The following is an 18,442-nucleotide window of genomic DNA, read 5'->3' on the forward strand; positions in this document are numbered from 1 at the left end:
ATAGATTTAATTAGACAAATAAATTATGATTCGCATTTTCAGTAGCACCAATATAAGTGCCTACACCACCGTACTCAACTTCATCTCTAAGTTCTTCTTTCTGAATACCCATGACATCCATACTCATCGTACAAGCGATTAATTTGATATTTTGCTCAATAGCTTGATTGATAAGTGTTGATAATGAATCAACATTTTTCTTTTTCATTACGTAGCGCATCATCATATTTCCTAAACCAAACATATTCATTTTGGAAAGAGGCATTCGTATATTCTTTTTGGGCAACATTAAATCAAACATTTTTGCAATACCTTGCTTTTTAACATTAACTGTTTGCACTTTTTTTAATGCATTAAGCCCCCAAAAAGTAAAGAAGATAGTTACATCTTTTCCAGCAGCTCTAGCGCCATTTGCAATAATCAATGCTGCTACAGCTTTGTCTAATTCTCCACTAAATAATACAATTGTAGTACCTTTAGCAGAATAATTTATATCTAAATCTTTTGCTTTTTCTTTTTGAATAATCGCATTAATTCCATTGTCATTTTCATCAAGCTTAACTAAAGTATGCCTTGTTTGTTTCACCCAACTTTTAATATCACTAGGGAATCCAGGGTCTGTGACTTTGACTTCAATTTGGTCACCTACTTCAATATTCTTCATTTCTTGACTAATTTTTACAATTGGCCCTGGACATTGAAGACCACGATAGTTAAATTGTTTACGATCTGCTTTAATTTCTATACTTTTATATTCTTCTTGTGTATCATAACTATCGTTTTCTTCTTCATAAGCTTTATAACCACCATCAAGATTTATAACGTTATAACCTTGTTTAGCTAAATATTTACTAGCATTAGCACTTCTGTTACCACTTCTACAGATTACATAATAGGTTTTATTTTTTTCTTTATTGAATGACTCAATCTCATCAACAGGATGAAGTATGGAACCATTGATATGTCCTAATGCATACTCCTCTTCTGTTCTAACATCAATTAATTGCCCTTGCTTGGCTAGTTTTTCCAATTCTGCTTTACTAAATTCATCGATAAACTTTTCTCCATATTGTTTCATAATAACCTCCCTAAAAATACCTGTAGGGGTATTTTAAACAGTTGGATGGAACTTGTCAAATACCTCTAGGGGTATTTGACACATTTGTGTTTATCTATTAATATATTTTTATTCAATTAAAAGTGGAGGTATGACTATGAATTATGATAAAAAAATGATTAATCGTATTAATAGAATACAAGGGCAACTAAATGGAATTATTAAAATGATGGAGGAAGGAAAAGACTGTAAAGATGTCATTACACAAATAAGTGCATCAAAGAGTTCACTCCAACGCTTGATGAGTATCATTATTAGTGAGAATTTAATAGAATGTGTAAAAGCAGCTGCGGATGATGAAGAAAGCTCCCAAGAGTTAATTAATGAAGCTGTAAACTTATTGGTGAAAAGTAAGTAATGGATATTGTTAATATAGTTATCATGTTACTCATTGGGGTATTCGGCGGGTTCATATCTGGTCTAGTAGGCGTAGGTGGTGCTATCATTATTTATCCAGCTATTTTATTATTACCACCATTATTCGGAGCCCCTGCATATAGCGCATATATCGCATCAGGTCTTACTTCTAGCCAAGTCTTTTTCAGTACATTAAGTGGCTCATTAAAAGCTCGAAAAAAAACAGAGTTCTCGCCACAATTAGTTCTTTATATGGGTGGCGGCATGATTATAGGGAGTATGTTAGGTGCATTTCTAGCAAATTTATTTGATGCTATATTTGTAAATACGGTATATATCATTATTGCTTTACTTGCATTAACATTAATGTTTATTAAAGTGAAACCTAGTTCCGAAAAGTCTTCATTTAATAAATATTTATTAGTTATCATTGGCCTTTTCATTGGTATCATTTCAGGTATAGTAGGTGCAGGTGGTGCCTTCATTATTATTCCTATATTATTAGTTTTATTCAAATTACCAATGAATACTGTAGTCGCTAATAGTATAGTAATTGCTTTTATATCTTCAATTGGTGCTTTTGTCATCAAACTTATTCAAGGTTATATCCCTTTATATGACGCCTTATTCCTTATAATAGGGAGTATTATATTTGCTCCAATAGGGTTAAAATTAAGTAAAAAAGTCCCTAACATAATACAAAAATGGATTATCAGTATTTTAATCGTTTTTGCTATAGTTCAACTCATTTTATAAAACTAATCCTTTTAACTCAGACAGCAATTTCCCGAAAAATAATACCTCTTATTTAAACAAATATGTATGCAGTTCGGATTTATATAAATAAAAATTTTTGATGAAATATCCATATATGCTTATAAATATAAATTTATCAACTATAACTAAAAATGATAAAAGATTTAACGCCACTGATGACCGAATTAATATTATTTAAGTTTTTATCAAACGCATGAGTAAAGTAGATGCACATTGGGAATTAATCGAAGCTATTAAAAATTTACGTGACGAAATTGCACCAAACACATTGTTAACAATTAACGATGATATTCCCGATAGAAAAACAGGACTTGAACTTGCAGAAAAATATGGTATTGATGGCATCATGATTGGTAGAGGCATTTTCCACAATCCATTCACTTTTGAAAAAGAACCACGCGAACACACAAGCAAAGAACTATTAGATTTGTTGAGATTGCATCTATCATTGTTTAACAAATATGAGAAAGATGAAATACGACAATTCAAGAGTTTGCGTAGATTCTTTAAAATCTATGTGCGTGGCATAAGAGGCGCTAGCGAACTTCGCCATCAATTGATGAACACACAATCAATTGCAGAAGTACGGGCACTACTAGATGAATTTGAAGCCCAAATGGACGAAGACGTTAAAATTGAATTATAGTATGAGTAATAAGGGAAAGGAGGAATTTAAGTTTCCTCCTTTGTTTGTTTGTGTGAAAGTCTTTTAGGTATGAACTAGGGTGATTTAAATTTAATAATTAGTAAACTTGTTATCATCAGTTGTTTTTAATTCGTGTTTTCTTAAATAACTAGAAAAATGTTTAAATAATCTTGTATACATTAAAGTTGAAAAGCTAGTATCCATCACCTTCCCTGAATGATATAAGGATAAAATTTCATCATTATTCAAATAATATTTTTTATTTTCAATAAATTCATTAATTAAGTGTGCACTACTGTGCAATCCCAATAATTTATCTAATGACTCTAAATATAAATTATTAGACACGCAAAAACTCTTTTTTACTTGAAATGGACCTATAGAAAAGTCTTTATTTATACAATATTTTTGAAAATACTTTACTAATATATACTCCGCTATCTTTATAATATTTGAACCTCTATGCATGTTCTCAATACAATAAATATAACTTAACATATCGAAGTTATCCTTAAAATTAACTTTTAAATGTAAAATTTCGCATTTATTATTTTCATATAAATGTATAATTTTCTTCAAATAATATTCAATCATCTTTCATAATCCTATTCAACAATCTAAAAACTTTTTTAATTTTGAATGGTGAAGAACTTTGCGACTCGTCTGGTATAATTGTTTCATTATTATTTTTTATTAGCGTTTCCTTTATCTCTTTTTCACTCTCATGATGTTTTTCAATGGCATATTCCATTTTCTTTTCATAATTTGTAGGATTAAAAAATAGACTAGGTATCACTAATAGAAGATATAAAATTATTCCACTTTTATGCTCTTGCCAAAGTGTTACTATACTAATATCATCAAATAATACTACTAAAGTAAATACAGTAAGAGTAGAAATAATAAGTGCTAAAAAAACAAAAGATACATACATATAGTTCAACAAACTTTTCATCTCATTGTTAGGTAAATCATGCCTAATTTTAAACGCCGGATAAATAATTAAAATCGAACCCAACAATGTACTTAGTATACACATACTACATACTAATTCAATTTTAAAAAAATTCTTAAGTATTAAAAACAAAATACAGTTGAAACTAACAATCAATATCATTCTATTCAAAATTTTCTTGATATTTAAACCTCTTCCTATTAAAAAGAATTCTGAAAAAGAAAAGTATTGTTCCGGCGTTAACTTTCTTTGAATATAAAAGACAAACATTAAGGCAAATGCAGAACAAATAACTAATATCCCTATCATAATATTACTTATAATTAAGTCGAATTTCATATCAATCTCCTTTTCTCTTTAGTCTACCGGTATATTGACACTTTTTTATATACTCTGTCTTAAATGTTTAATTTAAAAAAGTATCTAACAGGTCAACAATATAAACAGTATTTATTTATATTGTTGACTTGCCATTAATTCTGCTTGTTCCACTACTTGTTCTACTGCCATTTTTTGTAAGTCTGGTGGATAACCATATTTCTTTAATAGTCGTCTTACTTGGACTCTCATTTTAGCCTTTGCGCTCTCACGTTTTGACCAGTCTACGCTCATATTATTCTTAACAGTTTTTGTTAATTCATGTGCAATAGCCCTTAATTCTTTATCATCCATCGCTTCTTTTGCTATTTCATGTGAAGCTAATGCATCATAAAATGCAATTTCTTCAGTACTTAAACCTAATTCTTTTCCTCTTTCTTTTTCTTGATTTATTTCTTTCGCCATTTGAATTAATTCTTCTATGACTTTTGATGCTTCAATAGAACGGTTATTATATTTTTGTATTGATTTACTTAGCATCTCAGAAAACCTTTTAGATACAGTAGTATTAGTTTTCATTAATGACTTAACTTGTCCTTTGAGTAATTTGTTCAACAATTCAACTGCAACATTTTTTTGCTGTAGTCCTTCTACATCTTTTAAGAAATCATCTGACAATATTGAGATATCTGGATTTTCAATTCCGAGTGTTTGATAAATATCTACAACTTCTTCAGTTACAACTGACTTTGAAATCAATTGATTTATTTCTGCTTCTATTTCAGCAGGTGTCTTTTTACGCTTGCTTCCTTCACTAGGTGGAGCTAATAATTTAACAAGCCCTGATTTTACTGCTTTTAAAAACGCAATTTCACTATTCAGTTCTTGAGCAGCTTCCTCTGTTGCACATAATGCAAATGCCTTAGAAAGCTCTGTAACTGTTGTCACAAATCGCTCTCTTTCTTTCTCACCTAATCCAATAATATAATCCATCGTATTTGAGATAGCATTATAGCGATTTAATTGGTCTTCTGACTCAAAGTCAGAATAGTCATGGTTATATAGCATATCTTGAATGATATCGTATTTCATTAACATTAGTTCTAGCGCTTTTTCTGTATCTATACCTGTTTGTTCTCTATCAGAGTCCGTATACTCTTTTAGTGCTTCCTTCAGACTTTCAGCAATACCTACATAATCAACAATTAAGCCGCCCGGTTTATCTTCAAATACTCTATTAACACGTGCAATAGCTTGCATTAAATTGTGACCTTTCATCGGTTTATCTATGTACATTGTATGCATTGAAGGTACATCAAATCCTGTTAACCACATGTCTCGCACAATTACGAGTTGCAGTTCATCATTAACATCTTTCATACGATTCTCTAGAAGATTTCTTCGCTTTTTAGGACCTATATGTTTTTGGAAGTTTTGCGGATCACTAGATGAACCTGTCATAACGACTTTGATAACACCTTTGTTATCATCATCTGAATGCCATTCGGGTTTAAGTCTTATAATTTCATCATATAAATCAACTGCAATACGACGACTCATTGTGACAATCATACCTTTACCCTTCATTGCCTTCTGTCTTGTTTCAAAGTGATTAATAATATCAGTCGCTAAAGCATGTACTCGTTTTTCTGCACCAGATAGAGCTTCTATACGTGACCATTTAGATTTCAATCGAGATTTAGTATCTTCTTCTTGGCCAGAAGTAATGACATCATATGCATCATCAATATCTAAATCAGTTGGTAAATTTAATGGAATAATACGACTTTCATAGTATATTTTAACCGTACTACCGTCTTCTACAGATTGTGTCATATCATATACATCAATATAATTACCAAATACCATTTGCGTATTCTTATCTGTCGAAGATACAGGTGTTCCAGTAAAACCAACGAACGAAGCGTTAGGTAAAGCGTCTCTTAAATATTTTGCATAACCATATTTTATACCTTCACCTTTTTCATTGTAAGTTGCTTTAAAACCATATTGTGTGCGGTGTGCTTCGTCTGCCATAACTACTACATTTTTACGTTCTGTTAAAGCATCCATTGTCACTTGACCTTCTTCAGGTTCGAATTTCTGCATAGTTGTAAATACAATACCACCTGATTCTACAGATAATAGTTCTTTCAATTCTTTTCGTGATTCTGCTTGTTTAGGTGTTTGTCTTAGTAACCCTTTACCTGAGCGTCCTTTGGACTTAACAAAAGTACCATATAATTGATTGTCTAAGTCATTACGGTCTGTTACGACCACTAATGTTGGATTATTTAATTTTTGAATTAACTTTCCTGAGAAGAAGACCATTGTCAAACTCTTACCAGAACCTTGTGTGTGCCAAATAACGCCGCCCTTACCATCACCATGTTCAGATGTTGCTTCCATAGCACGATCAACAGCTTTATTAACCGCATAATATTGATGATATGCAGCTAATATTTTAACTATATTTCCTTTACCATCATCTTGGAACAAAACAAAATGACGAATTAAATCTAATAGTACCTCTTTATTTAACATACCGTGAATCAATATATCTAAACTACGAAATGTTGATGAATCTTCAGTTTTTCCATCTTTAGTACGCCAAGTCATAAAACGATCATACTCAGCAGTTAAAGAACCAGCTTTTGTATTTATACCATCACTCGTAACTAATACTGCATTATGATTAAATAATTGTGGAGTTCTCATTTTATAAGTTTCTATCTGATGATACCCGTCTTCAATACCAACAGATTCATTTGTAGAATTTTTCAGTTCAATTACCACTACTGGTAATCCATTTATGAATAACACAATATCAGGTCTTTTTTTATAATCTCCATTTACAACAGTTAATTGATTAACCGCTAAGAAATCATTATTTCCTGGGTTATCAAAGTCAAACACATAGACCAAATCATTAATCGTCTCACCATCATCATTATAGTGTTCAACCTCAATACCATTAGTAATCATTTCATGGAAAGAACGATTATTCTCTAATAAACTAGGAGACTTCTCAATAGAAATTTCACGCATAGCCTGTTCAATTGCACTATTATTTAGTTCAGGATTAATACGTCTCAAAGCTGCTTCCAAACGATCATCAAACACAACATCTTTGTCGCTCTCCCGTTCATTCATAATCCCATTGTCACTACTATCTCGACCATTCTTAACAGAATAGCCAAGACCCTCAAACCACTTCAGTGCAACCTGTTCTAAATCATCTTCACTAAATTGAAAGCTCATCTTCATTCACCTCGATGTCATCAGGTATCTCAATTTCACCTGACATTAATTTTGGTAGTAATGTGTCACGGAGTTGTGTTAATTTCTTGTTTTCTATGATTTTTTGATCCATCATTTTTAAAATATGATTGTTTTTCTTTTGATATTTTGAAAGCAAAGTTGCATTGGTGGGCATTACTACTTTAGTATTCTTAATATCTTTTTGAGATAATAGAGGTTGTGTAGAACCTCTATTCAATGATATATAGTCTATACTTTTAAGTACTTGATATATAATGCTTTCAAAATCACTTGTTATTACAAAAGTATTATCTGATGGCCATGTTCTTGTAGAAAACCTTTGGATTACACCATGAGTTCCTACCCTACCAATTATAATAATTTTTTCATTATATAAATAATCATTCGTATAACCCACTATTTTACTAGCACCAATTATTGGCACCACATTTTCTATATCTTCTTTATCAACTTTATTTTTAGGTCTTTTACCACTTTTTATTTTTATATAATTTCCTAATTCATCAACTTTCCAACTCCTAGGTATTTCACCCAATTCACTATCAACCATCTCTCCACCGCTTGATTTGTATGGATTTCCATTTTCATCAGGAAATTCAAAATCAACAAACCAACGTTTGAATAGTGTTTGAGAAAGTTCTTCAAGATTTGCTATGATTTTTTGATTGATTTTTTCTTTTTTTAAAAGTGCTAATAGTATATGACTAATTTTCATCTGATTTTGAAGACTAGGTATAGTAATTTTAAGTTTTGAAATCATTTCGTTATTTAAACTTGCTCTTGTAGACATGATAGACATAGAATTTACTTGATTTCTAAAATTATTACTTCTAAAATAAAATGCAGCAAATACTGGTAACAATTTATTCTCACAATATTTGTTTGGTCTTAATCTTTTGGTAAATCCATTAAAAGTCGCATTTTTATAGTCTTTTAAAGCTACTGCACTTATACCTAACTCATTTTGTTTCTCACTAGTTCTTGTTAAAAAAAGGTCTCCTTTTTTAACTGAATACTTTTCTCTTTCTTTTTCTTCAGTTATAACTTGCCCAGAAAACTCATTAGGTAATATTAAATTATCGAATACATCTTTAAATGTTAAAAAAGGTGTACCAGTACCAAAATATTTTCTATTTTTTGATAAACCTGAACTAATAGTATATAAATCAGTTAAATTAAATGTTTCAAACTCCATAACCTAATCCCTCCAATGACTTACGGATTTGGTCCTCGAGTTCTTTTGATTTCGCAAATTGTTCACTTAAATCTGCTGTGATTCTTTCCATTTTCTGTTCAAATGGTTCTGAGTCTTCTTCTACTTCTGCTAATCCTACATAACGTCCCGGCGTTAAGATATATTCATTGTTTTTTATTTCTTCTGTCTTTGCTACTTTACAGAAACCTGCTTTATCTTCATATTGGTTATTGTTTGTTCCACGCCATGAGTGATAAACATTTGCTATATCTTTTATTTCATCATCTGAGAATTCTTTTAATGTTCTTGATACCATGCTTCCTATATTTCTAGCATCTATAAATAGTACTTCTCCACGTCGTTCATTCTTGCCGTTTTTAGCTTTATTTTTTGTCACGAACCACAAACATACTGGAATTTGAGTTGAATAGAATAGTTGCCCTGGTAATGTAACTATACATTCAACTAAGTCTTGTTCAATTAAGTTTTTACGTATTTCTAATTCATCTTTACCACTTGTAGACATTGAACCATTCGCTAATACAAATCCTGCTGTACCACTTGGGGCAAGTTTAGAAATCATATGTTCAATCCATGCATAGTTGGCATTGCCTTTAGGTGGAATACCAAATTTCCAGCGGTAATCATCTAGTAATTTTTCTCGTCCCCAATCACTTGCATTGAATGGTGGATTAGCCAATATAAAATCAGCTTTCAAATCTTTATGTAAATCATTATGAAACGTGTCTGCATGATGATCACCTAAATCATTATCTATACCTCGAATAGCCAAATTCATTTTTGCTAATTTCCAAGTGGTTGGATTTGATTCTTGACCGTATACCGCAATATTATCTAAGCGTCCTTGGTGACGTTCTACAAAACGTTCACTTTGTACAAACATACCGCCGGAACCACAGCAGGGGTCATAAATTCTACCTTGATATGGTTCAATCATTTCAACAAGCAATTTTACGATTGATGCTGGTGTATAGAATTCCCCAGCATTCTTACCCTCAGCGCTTGCGAATTTTGCGATGAAGTATTCATAAACACGCCCCAAGACATCTTGTTTCTTACTTTCAGAGTCTCCGACTTTGAAAGTAAACAAGTCAATAATATCTCCTAATTTCTCCTTATCTAAAGCTGGTCGTGCATAATCTTTAGGTAGTACTCCTTTTAAAGACTCATTTTCTCTTTCAATTGCTATCATAGCTTTATCGATAATTTGACCAATTTCTGGCTTCTTAGAATTATCATTTATGTATTGCCATCTTGATTCTTTAGGAACCCAGAAAATATTCTCTGCTAAATATTCATCTTTATCTTCTTCATCTGCATATTCATCATTCAATAATTCTTCATATTTTTCCTCAAAAGAATCAGAAACATATTTTAAAAATATAATACCTAATGCTACATTTTTATATTCTGCTGCATCCATACTCCCTCGTAATTTATCCGCAGCTTGCCATAATTTTTCTTCAAATCCAATTGTTGCCATATTTTTATTTTTCTCCTTTTCATGTTAAAACTGAAAATTCAAGAGCATATAATCTGAAAGATACTTGAAAATAATAAACAGAGATAGCCTAATGCTGAAATTATAAAAACATTTCTAATGATTGAATATTTCATAGATGCAGTTTTTGCTAAAAAATAATTTTGTTGTATCGTTTTTTCAAGTAATTCTTCCTCTTTTTCAAATTTCACTTTCTCTATAAATTCTTTTTCTCCCATACTATTTATATTATCCCAAAAAATAATTCCTTTTTCGCTTCTATTATTTGTTCTTGGATATACTGCAAATGCTGCTAGTATAATTGTAATTATCAATAATATAAAAGCTGTAAAATTGAAAATGTCTTCGGTATTATGAAATTTAATATTACGTTTTGAAAAGTTAAAATTTAAAATAAAGCCATTAATACTTATGATAGCTAATGCCTTGGCATCAGCAAATTTAATATATTCATTTAGATAGCTTTGATGTAACTTTATGAACTCATCTTTTTTCACATTACTCAATCCTCTATTCCTAATTTTCTCACTTCTCTATTATTATCATTTATAAAAAGACCAAAACTATCATGACAAATTATTTTATCATTGATGTCGTACAAATAACATTCCATAAAATGTAATCCTGTATAAGCTGTCTTTTGATTACAATACTGATACCCTTCATACTGATTCATTTCAAATTCTAATTCCTTGTCCTTTTTTGCCTCCTCTCCGTAGTTTACCACTCTCCATTTAATATTTTTAAATTCTAGACATTGATTATAAATTTCTAATTTAAATAACAAATTCATTTCTTTTTTTAAAGCACTACCTCTTTCAATATATTCATATTTATCCTGATTTTTTTCATCAATAATCCAACATCTTATTTTCAAATCTCTAGGTGAGTAAAATTGTTCATTTTCTGTAGAAAAAGGAGGCAACATTGAAAAACTATTCAAGTATTTTTCCCATTCAAACACTTCCATAGAATATCTTCCCAAATTATTTGTATTTAAAATATATCTTTTCTCAACATCAACACCATTGTTCTTCTCAGTTTTTATACTTCTAAACTTTGTAGGAATATCAAGATATTTATTTATATTTTCTCCTATCATAATCTTATTTGAAGGGGCTTTGTTTTGTAATTTTGATGCTAAGTCAGTATGTATACTGGTAGAAGTTATTTCATTAATTCCATCAATTCCATATTTTGACCACAATACACTAGAATCATCACCAAAATCAATTCCTATTCTAATTTTTAACGGCTCTAAATTTTCACTTTCAAAAAATTTTTTTAATGTTGTGGCGTTAAAATACTGCATTAATGACGCAGCGTTGATTGCATTAATTATTGCATCACTTTTTTCCAGTTCTTTATGTCCAAAATAAACAAGCACCGCATCTCCTTGTATTCTATGAATATGACCGTCAAATGCACGAAATATTTCTATAGCACTAGAAATTATCGCATTTTTATAAAGTTTAACTTTATCCAAACTATATTTCAAAGCTAGTTTTGTAGACCCAGATATATCTACAAAAAGGGAACAAATGTACTGGTATTCATTAGTGTTTTCTATTTCAAAAAAGTCAGGATGTGTTCCTATACTTTTAGAAAAAATTTCTCCTTCTTTTCCAAACAACTCTCTTATCTCTTGAACCATAGGAAGATAACTATTCTTTTCAGTATCATTTCTAATAATGTATGATTTACTAGAAAGATTTTGGAATTTTGAAATATTACTTTGAAATAAATTGTCAAAAATTTTTATGTGATTGTCCATTCTGTCACCCCTTTATTTATTAAATTGGCTAATCCCCCTTCTACTTATGATACGCCTCTGCGTATCGGTTATTGAAGCGGTTTTTTTATTAATTGTAATTTTTAATTATATATTAAAATCAAAAAAAGAGCACTCTAATACAAATGCTCTCTTCCACTCAGTTTTAGTCAAATATAATTTCTTCTTCAGCTTGATTATGAATTTCTATCCTATTTTCTACATTAACTTGTTCTACTAACCAACCTTTTAATTGACAGTTATAAATAAAATCTTCTATTCTATTTCGGCCTTCTATTTCTTTCAAACGAATAACTACCCCAAATTTGATATTTTCACCATACTTTTTGTCAACTCGCTCTTTGACTTTAATATTAAATGACCACATCCCATTTTTATAACTCTTTCTACCTCTATTTCGAGCTTTTAATTCTTCAGTATAATGTTTCACATTATCCCATTTTCTAAAATTCTTTCTTGCTTCATCTTCATTGAAGTAGTTACCTTCTATATCTTGCTTATTCTTATCAATGGGTTTTATATTATTTTTGTTATCTATTCTTCCAAACTTAAAATCTAATTCCGTACTTGTATAGTCTACTCCTTGATTGCGTTCTGAAAATGGAAAATAACATAACGTAGCTTTTGCTAAATATGGGTGCTCATTATCGATCACAGGAACAGGTATAGAATGGGAATAAGTTTCATACTTTTTACACTCACCAGAAATAATAAATTTTATTTCGTCATTTTTCGATTTAATAATTTCATTAATATCTATAGGTACAACTCCATACCCCACTATATTAGACTTATATTTATTTTCATGCCACGTCGTAGCAGAATCTATAATTAATGCTTTTGCTTCCTCTCTTGAAAATCCTAATACTTCTATCAAATATGCAACTTTTCTAGTTATCCATGGTGCAGCAAATGATGTGCCTTGGACATTTGCTTCCCCTAATGGCATACAAACTTTCATAAGTTTAGTTTTATCTCCACCAAAACAACTCACATCTGGTTTATTATAAAATGACAATACAATACCTTCCCTTGTGTATGTTGCAGGATTTTTTTCTATGTCAACTGCATTTACTACTATTGAGTTTATTGAATCAGCAGGCGCCCCAATAGCCATATTTCTTTCTACATTTTTGGGTTTGTTTGTACCAGAAACTATAAATATTACATCATTTTCATATTGAATTTTATCTAAAATAGAAGCTTCAGGTGAAATAAAATTCTTAGGTTTTTCTTTATTTGATCCAAGTGATAAATTCCATACCTTAATATCTGGATTATTAATAACTATATCTGATATTGATTTCATAATATTAAAGGAACTGAAGTTATTAGCTACAGCTACTCCAAAATGACGAACTTTAAACCTTCCACAGTTATCTTGAAGATCGGGGTTAATAGTAGGACCATCTACTAATATAGAAGTTATAGCTGTACCATGTTCATAATCTTTGGCATTCTTTTCTATATCATTACTAACTAAGTCATGGTATTCAACCCATTCAGAAAAATACACTCTTTTATCAAATAACGTATCAATAACACCAATAGTAACCTCCTTGTTAGGTTCAGGAATACTCATGATTTCATGATTTTCAATTGTTTCGAAATTAAACCTGTCTAATTTTGAAATATCAGTTACTGCCATTGAGACTAAAAATGCAGCTTTATTTTTTAATAATTCAATTTCATTTGGCATCATTAAAACAGTTGTATTGTCATAAATACGACTTTTAGGGATAGTTATTCCTAAATTTTCTAGCATAGTCTTTAAATTTTGGTTTACATCAAATAAGCTAATAATGGAGTTTTTATCTTGAAATTCAATATTATAATATACATCAAATTTTTCTATATAATAGCTATCTATAATATATTGGGTAAATTTTGTCTTCGAAATATTTTCAATTAAAATCTCTTTACTATTAACTTGATTAATAATATTATCATCGATTTCTCCATTAAAACGTTCATTAACAATTTTAATAACTATCTTTAAATTTTTGACATCATTGCGTAATGTGTTTAAATCAACTAAATGTGTAATTATATACTTATTATTATTTTCATCATCGAATCTAGCTCCAACAATTGAATCGTTAGAGCTACTAGACTTACCTTTCATGTATGCTTTAATCCTGTTACTTTTAGCAATAACTGTTTTATAATATACGCTTACTAAAGCGCCTTCAAACAAAAGATTTTTTTCCCAAAAATTAATTAATTGTATTAATTCTTTTTCTAACTTTTTTAAATGTTCACTGGTCACTGTAGTATTTTTAGGTAAATTTCGGTTCCCCATTTTACTACTATTTTTCTTATAATTTAAAGTACCTTTTAAACGTAAAATATTATTCATAGGTGTTATCTCCCTTCAGTTCTCTAGCAACTTGACTTTTTGAAATACCTGTCAATAATTCGATTTCTCTCATTGTGTATCTATTATCTTTCAAGAAATCCAATGTCAAATTTTCTTTACCTAAGATATTAATAAATATCTTTTTTAAGTAATCAAATTCATTATTAGGGTTGCTAAAAGCAAAAGATGTTTTTAATAAATTATTCAAATCACCGGGATAAGGTAATTTGTCACTTGTTTCAAGTATTTTTTTTAATAGTCGCTTGTTTCTACCAGCAAACTTAAAAACATTTAATAATTCTTCAGCAATAAAAATTGCAATTTCAATGAGATCTTGTTTTTCATATCTATTAAAATTAATAGTTGCATCAAATCTTCTAACTAAGGCTTTGTCAAAATCTTTAAAAAGATTTGTCGTTCCAATAATAACAAGATTTTCATTAACACTATCTAATCCTTTTAATAAGCTAGTTGTAGCTCTTCCCATCTCTCTTATATCTCTTTCATTTATTCTATTCATAGCTAATCCATCTATTTCATCAAAGAGAATAATAACATTTTGTGGGTAAGTTATAGTATTTAATTCGTTAAATAAATTTGATACATTTTTTGAAGTTTGTCCAAGCTTACTATCTATTAAAGAATCAAAATCAACGTAAAATAACTCTCTATTTAATATTCTAGATATTTGTTTAGCTGTTTCAGTTTTACCAGTTCCTGGCTCTCCTTCAAATAAAAATTTACTAATTCCAGCATTATGACCAATAGCATTTACGATGCCTATTACATCTTCTTTAATTACCTCAGGTAAAGGCAAAGACTTATTGCTAATGTTCATTTTTTTTATATATTCATATTTATGATTTTGCATTTGTGGTGTAAAAACATTAGTATCGGACATTAAAGACATTATATATTGAGCTAATTGAGTATCTCCATTCTTTTCAAATGAATTCGCGATATTAAAAGCTTCTTTTTTAAACCCTATATCGTTATTTTCTGAATAGTACTTGATTAAATTAATTATTTGTTTTTTCTTCAAATTTTACACCTCTCTAATAAATCTAATTATAACATCAAAAGGGACAAAAAATAAGTTTTTGGGACAAAAATCATAAAATAGTTTGTTGGTATTCTTTTATTAAAATTATTAAATAATACTAAACTTAGTTTGGTATACTTAATTTCAATATAGAAAGCGAGTGAATGTAATGATTAAAAATAAATGGAAAATAGAAATGTGGTTTCAAAGTTTTAATTATTTTATACATAAAATTGATTACGAATTTATACTAAAAGAGTATGCAAAAGATATTTTACCTGAAGAAATTAGAACAAATTATGTAGTGGGAGAAGCACAACCTAATGAAACTATATATATAAGCTACTTTGTAAATACCTCTGATCAAAATATTGAGCAACACACTGTGAAATGTAGTGAAGAGGGTATATTTATCGATAAAATTCCTAGTGGCTTTACTAAAGATAATCTGACGTATTCTATTGATAGTCAAAGTATGGTGGACATAGATGAACTTTCAAATGAAATCATTGACCAAGGTGTAGATGCTCTAGATGTGTTAGAATCAACAACTCTAGATACATATTTCACCGAGTTCTTAACCACAATCAATAAAACAACAGATTTTGCTAAAAAGATAGCTAACAATACAATAAAACAGATTCGAGAAAATATTGAATTAAAAAAAGCTAACTATAGAATAGATTATGAAAAAGCTATTGACGATGTATCTTCTTTGGAATCATTTATAAATCTGAAAGATACAATATTAGAAACTCATCAAGATTTATCTAAAGAAAATTTTGACGATGTATTAATAAGTGATTTTTTAACGAAATATCTCATTTATAAAGAAAAACAAGACTCTTATGTTAAGAAAAATATCTCAAACTTAAATAAGTCTAACTACTTTAAACAATTAGTGACGGAAGGTTTAATCAAAGAACGAACAAGTAATTCTCAATACTTTGAAATTGCTAATAGTATCAAACCTTCGATTCATAACAAGTATAGCTTAAATCAATCTGATGAGTTAGACCAATTTAGGCAAGCTGTTATCGGCATTTCTCTCAACTTATATGATCAAAATGATACATACTTTAAATTCATCCGTAGTATTCTGACAGAAAAGTCACGTAAAGTTAATTTAACAATAGATGGACTTATTGAGTCTCAAAACACTATAAATGAATTTATGAAAAAACAAGATCTAATTAGCGACAATGAATTATATTATTTAACAACTATTGAAGATACGTTCCACTTTGCATTATTCACTGCCATTTCCGATTTAATGGATGAATTAGTTTTAGTAACAAGTAAAATCATTCAAAGTGCGACACAATACGATGTATTAGTCGCTTTATATAGTATTTCTAATTTAAAAAATGATTTGAATAAATTAGCACACAAACACGAACGATCATTAACCCGTTTTAAAAGTCTTATTGATGGTTATGTAAGAAATACTAGATTAAAAGATTTAATTCATAATATTATTATGAATGATATAAAAATGACAGAAAAAGTAGAAAGGTCTTTACTCACCGATCTAAAAAAATATAATATTAGCAACTTTTATAAAAGAGACAACTTTAATAATAATCCTAATGATTTTCTCGATAAACTAATGATTCAAATAATCAGTAAGTTTTACAAGACACGTTTAGAAGATATTAACGATGGACCAAATTTATATTATTAATTCAATAAAAAAAACCAACGATTAAAAGACACTGAACCCTTAAAACGGGAACTTAATAAAAACACCATGTTCTAGGCTATTAATTCTCTGTATTTTACAGGGGATAAGTAGCCTAGTTTTTGTTGAATTCGATTATTATTATAGTTTTTAATGTACTTTTCGACAATATCTATTACAATATGATTAGAGCGATTAAGCTCATTATTGATGTAAAAAGTTTCAGACTTTAGCGAGGAATGGAAACTTTCTATCGGGGCGTTATCGGCAGGTGTTCCCTTTCGGGACATACTTCTGATAATGCCTTTTTCTTCGCACAATTGATAATAAGCATAAGATGTATAAACGCTGCCTTGATCACTATGTAATATACAACCCTCAGGTATATCGATTTGATTTAATGTATCATTAACTAAACTTTGGTCTTGTTTATCATCTATTTTATACGCCACAATTTCTCCGTTATAAATATCCATTATCGAAGATAAATACAACATAGAATGACCAAATGGTAAATAAGTAATATCGGTTGTTAATACTTCCATTGGATAACTCGCTTTAAATTGTCTTTGTAATAAATTGTCCGTTTTATAATACGGTTTACCTATTCTTGTCGTCTTTTTAGGTCTAACTCGGCAGTTCAAATGATGCTTCTGCATCATTCTCTGTACTCTCTTATGATTAATTGGTGAGGTATAACATTGATTAATCAATGCTGTAATCTTACGATAACCGTAGGTATAGTGGTTAGCTTTACATAATTCAATGACTTTTTGTGTTACGGTATCATTTTTATGGGTTTTGTTTTTCCATCGGTAATATGTTGATTTAGGTATGTTTAATACTTCTAGTATCAATTTGATTGAATATTTTACTTTTAATTGATCCACTAAATCTATGACTACTGTTGGTACCACTTCCTCTCCAATGCCTTGTACTTTTTTAAAATATCCAATTCTATATCTTTTCTCTTATTTTCTAATTTTAATTGTTCTACTTCTGACGGCTCTTCTAATCCTTTACCGTAGGTATATTGTTTACCAACGTGTTGTGAAAATCTATAACTTTCCCCATTTCGATACCATCGCCACCAAGTTTTCACTTGTGTTCTATTTCTAATATTTAATTCTTTCATAATTTCTTTTGTTGAAAATCCTGCTGCTTTCATTTCAACTGCTTTATACTTTGTTTCTACTGAATAAGAAACTCTTTTCATAGAAAAAAACACCCCCGTATGATTCATTTTAATATGAATTCAACGAAAGTGTTTTTATATAATTCCCACTAATTGAGGTCAGCCTAAAAAAATCGTTGTTTTTTTACTTATCAAAAGGTGTAATACCAATGTCCTAATATTTTCCTCTCAAATTTAGAACTTTATATCTCAGTAAAGATATAA

The 18,442-nt window shown here is 29.5% G+C and carries 15 protein-coding genes and 1 pseudogene; 5 read left to right on the forward strand and 11 right to left on the reverse strand.

All coding sequences use genetic code 11. The features are described from left to right. Positions 1-10: 10 nt before the first annotated feature. Complete coding sequence (gene cstA, locus JQN76_RS03145) at positions 11-1,078, reverse strand: persulfide response sulfurtransferase CstA (protein ID WP_001836572.1); 1,068 nt, start codon at positions 1,076-1,078, stop codon at positions 11-13. A 136-nt stretch (positions 1,079-1,214) separates the two neighbouring features. On the opposite strand from cstA, the gene cstR reads away from it, so the two are divergent. The 4 genes and pseudogenes from cstR to JQN76_RS03165 form a co-directional block, all read left to right on the forward strand. After that, positions 1,215-1,475: a persulfide-sensing transcriptional repressor CstR gene (gene cstR, locus JQN76_RS03150; protein WP_001105089.1), complete on the forward strand. Its 261-nt coding sequence runs from the start codon at positions 1,215-1,217 to the stop codon at positions 1,473-1,475. Beyond that, on the forward strand, positions 1,475-2,230 hold the full coding sequence (locus tag JQN76_RS03155) for a sulfite exporter TauE/SafE family protein (protein ID WP_000355841.1): 756 nt from the start codon (positions 1,475-1,477) through the stop codon (positions 2,228-2,230). Before cstR ends, JQN76_RS03155 begins: the two co-directional genes overlap by 1 nt. A 97-nt stretch (positions 2,231-2,327) precedes the next feature. Next, a complete protein-coding gene (locus tag JQN76_RS03160) occupies positions 2,328-2,429 on the forward strand; it encodes a hypothetical protein (RefSeq protein ID WP_001791873.1) in 102 nt (33 codons plus the stop codon). 9 nt (positions 2,430-2,438) lie between these two features. Continuing rightward, positions 2,439-2,897: pseudogene (locus JQN76_RS03165) on the forward strand (tRNA-dihydrouridine synthase); the annotation flags it as partial. 90 nt (positions 2,898-2,987) lie between these two features. On the opposite strand, the gene JQN76_RS03170 reads toward JQN76_RS03165, so the two are convergent. The 9 genes from JQN76_RS03170 to JQN76_RS03210 form a co-directional block, all read right to left on the reverse strand. Beyond that, complete coding sequence (locus JQN76_RS03170; protein WP_000575288.1) at positions 2,988-3,491, reverse strand: hypothetical protein; 504 nt, start codon at positions 3,489-3,491, stop codon at positions 2,988-2,990. Continuing rightward, positions 3,484-4,191: a hypothetical protein gene (locus tag JQN76_RS03175; RefSeq protein WP_000667076.1), complete on the reverse strand. Its 708-nt coding sequence runs from the start codon at positions 4,189-4,191 to the stop codon at positions 3,484-3,486. The genes JQN76_RS03170 and JQN76_RS03175 overlap by 8 nt, the downstream gene beginning before the upstream one ends. Before the next feature lie 111 nt (positions 4,192-4,302). Next, complete coding sequence (locus JQN76_RS03180; protein WP_001836570.1) at positions 4,303-7,431, reverse strand: type I restriction endonuclease subunit R; 3,129 nt, start codon at positions 7,429-7,431, stop codon at positions 4,303-4,305. Then, positions 7,415-8,647 carry a restriction endonuclease subunit S gene (locus tag JQN76_RS03185; RefSeq protein ID WP_000394003.1) on the reverse strand — a complete coding sequence of 411 codons (1,233 nt, stop codon included), beginning with the start codon at positions 8,645-8,647 and terminating at the stop codon, positions 7,415-7,417. Before JQN76_RS03185 ends, JQN76_RS03180 begins: the two co-directional genes overlap by 17 nt. Continuing rightward, positions 8,637-10,151 carry a class I SAM-dependent DNA methyltransferase gene (locus tag JQN76_RS03190; RefSeq protein ID WP_000190898.1) on the reverse strand — a complete coding sequence of 505 codons (1,515 nt, stop codon included), beginning with the start codon at positions 10,149-10,151 and terminating at the stop codon, positions 8,637-8,639. Before JQN76_RS03190 ends, JQN76_RS03185 begins: the two co-directional genes overlap by 11 nt. A gap of 38 nt (positions 10,152-10,189) precedes the next feature. Then, the gene (locus JQN76_RS03195; protein ID WP_001836567.1) at positions 10,190-10,666 is read right to left on the reverse strand and encodes a Pycsar system effector family protein; all 477 of its coding nucleotides are present in this window, start codon (positions 10,664-10,666) and stop codon (positions 10,190-10,192) included. Positions 10,667-10,671: 5 nt separating this feature from the next. Next, complete coding sequence (pycC, locus tag JQN76_RS03200; RefSeq protein WP_000368660.1) at positions 10,672-11,943, reverse strand: Pycsar phage resistance system cytidylate cyclase PycC; 1,272 nt, start codon at positions 11,941-11,943, stop codon at positions 10,672-10,674. 163 nt (positions 11,944-12,106) lie between these two features. Then, the gene (locus JQN76_RS03205; RefSeq protein ID WP_205397782.1) at positions 12,107-14,320 is read right to left on the reverse strand and encodes a S8 family peptidase; all 2,214 of its coding nucleotides are present in this window, start codon (positions 14,318-14,320) and stop codon (positions 12,107-12,109) included. Then, positions 14,313-15,362: an ATP-binding protein gene (locus JQN76_RS03210; protein ID WP_001836576.1), complete on the reverse strand. Its 1,050-nt coding sequence runs from the start codon at positions 15,360-15,362 to the stop codon at positions 14,313-14,315. Before JQN76_RS03210 ends, JQN76_RS03205 begins: the two co-directional genes overlap by 8 nt. 169 nt (positions 15,363-15,531) lie before the next feature. On the opposite strand from JQN76_RS03210, the gene JQN76_RS03215 reads away from it, so the two are divergent. Then, entirely contained in the window at positions 15,532-17,046 is a 1,515-nt protein-coding gene (locus tag JQN76_RS03215) for a hypothetical protein (RefSeq protein WP_001836559.1), read from the forward strand. Between the two features lie 71 nt (positions 17,047-17,117). Here the strand turns inward: JQN76_RS03215 and JQN76_RS03220 are convergent. Then, positions 17,118-18,259 (reverse strand): IS3 family transposase gene (locus JQN76_RS03220; protein WP_100228308.1). Its coding sequence is split into 2 segments (ribosomal slippage): positions 17,118-17,989 and positions 17,989-18,259, totalling 1,143 coding nucleotides; the frame shifts between segments, so codons are not numbered across the junction. Positions 18,260-18,442: the final 183 nt, after the last annotated feature.

The sequence above is a fragment of the Staphylococcus sp. SM3655 genome, assembly GCF_016917315.1.
GTDB classification, from domain to species: Bacteria; Bacillota; Bacilli; order Staphylococcales; family Staphylococcaceae; genus Staphylococcus; species Staphylococcus aureus.

Excerpts from the sequence above, each read along its gene's own strand:
- cstA (WP_001836572.1), bottom strand. The coding sequence starts at position 1,078 with ATGAAACAATATGGAGAAAAGTTTATCGATGAATTTAGTAAAGCAGAA.
- cstR (WP_001105089.1), top strand. The coding sequence starts at position 1,215 with ATGAATTATGATAAAAAAATGATTAATCGTATTAATAGAATACAAGGG.
- JQN76_RS03155 (WP_000355841.1), top strand. The coding sequence starts at position 1,475 with ATGGATATTGTTAATATAGTTATCATGTTACTCATTGGGGTATTCGGC.
- JQN76_RS03170 (WP_000575288.1), bottom strand. The coding sequence starts at position 3,491 with ATGATTGAATATTATTTGAAGAAAATTATACATTTATATGAAAATAAT.
- JQN76_RS03175 (WP_000667076.1), bottom strand. The coding sequence starts at position 4,191 with ATGAAATTCGACTTAATTATAAGTAATATTATGATAGGGATATTAGTT.
- JQN76_RS03180 (WP_001836570.1), bottom strand. The coding sequence starts at position 7,431 with ATGAGCTTTCAATTTAGTGAAGATGATTTAGAACAGGTTGCACTGAAG.
- JQN76_RS03185 (WP_000394003.1), bottom strand. The coding sequence starts at position 8,647 with ATGGAGTTTGAAACATTTAATTTAACTGATTTATATACTATTAGTTCA.
- JQN76_RS03190 (WP_000190898.1), bottom strand. The coding sequence starts at position 10,151 with ATGGCAACAATTGGATTTGAAGAAAAATTATGGCAAGCTGCGGATAAA.
- pycC (WP_000368660.1), bottom strand. The coding sequence starts at position 11,943 with ATGGACAATCACATAAAAATTTTTGACAATTTATTTCAAAGTAATATT.
- JQN76_RS03205 (WP_205397782.1), bottom strand. The coding sequence starts at position 14,320 with ATGAATAATATTTTACGTTTAAAAGGTACTTTAAATTATAAGAAAAAT.
- JQN76_RS03215 (WP_001836559.1), top strand. The coding sequence starts at position 15,532 with ATGATTAAAAATAAATGGAAAATAGAAATGTGGTTTCAAAGTTTTAAT.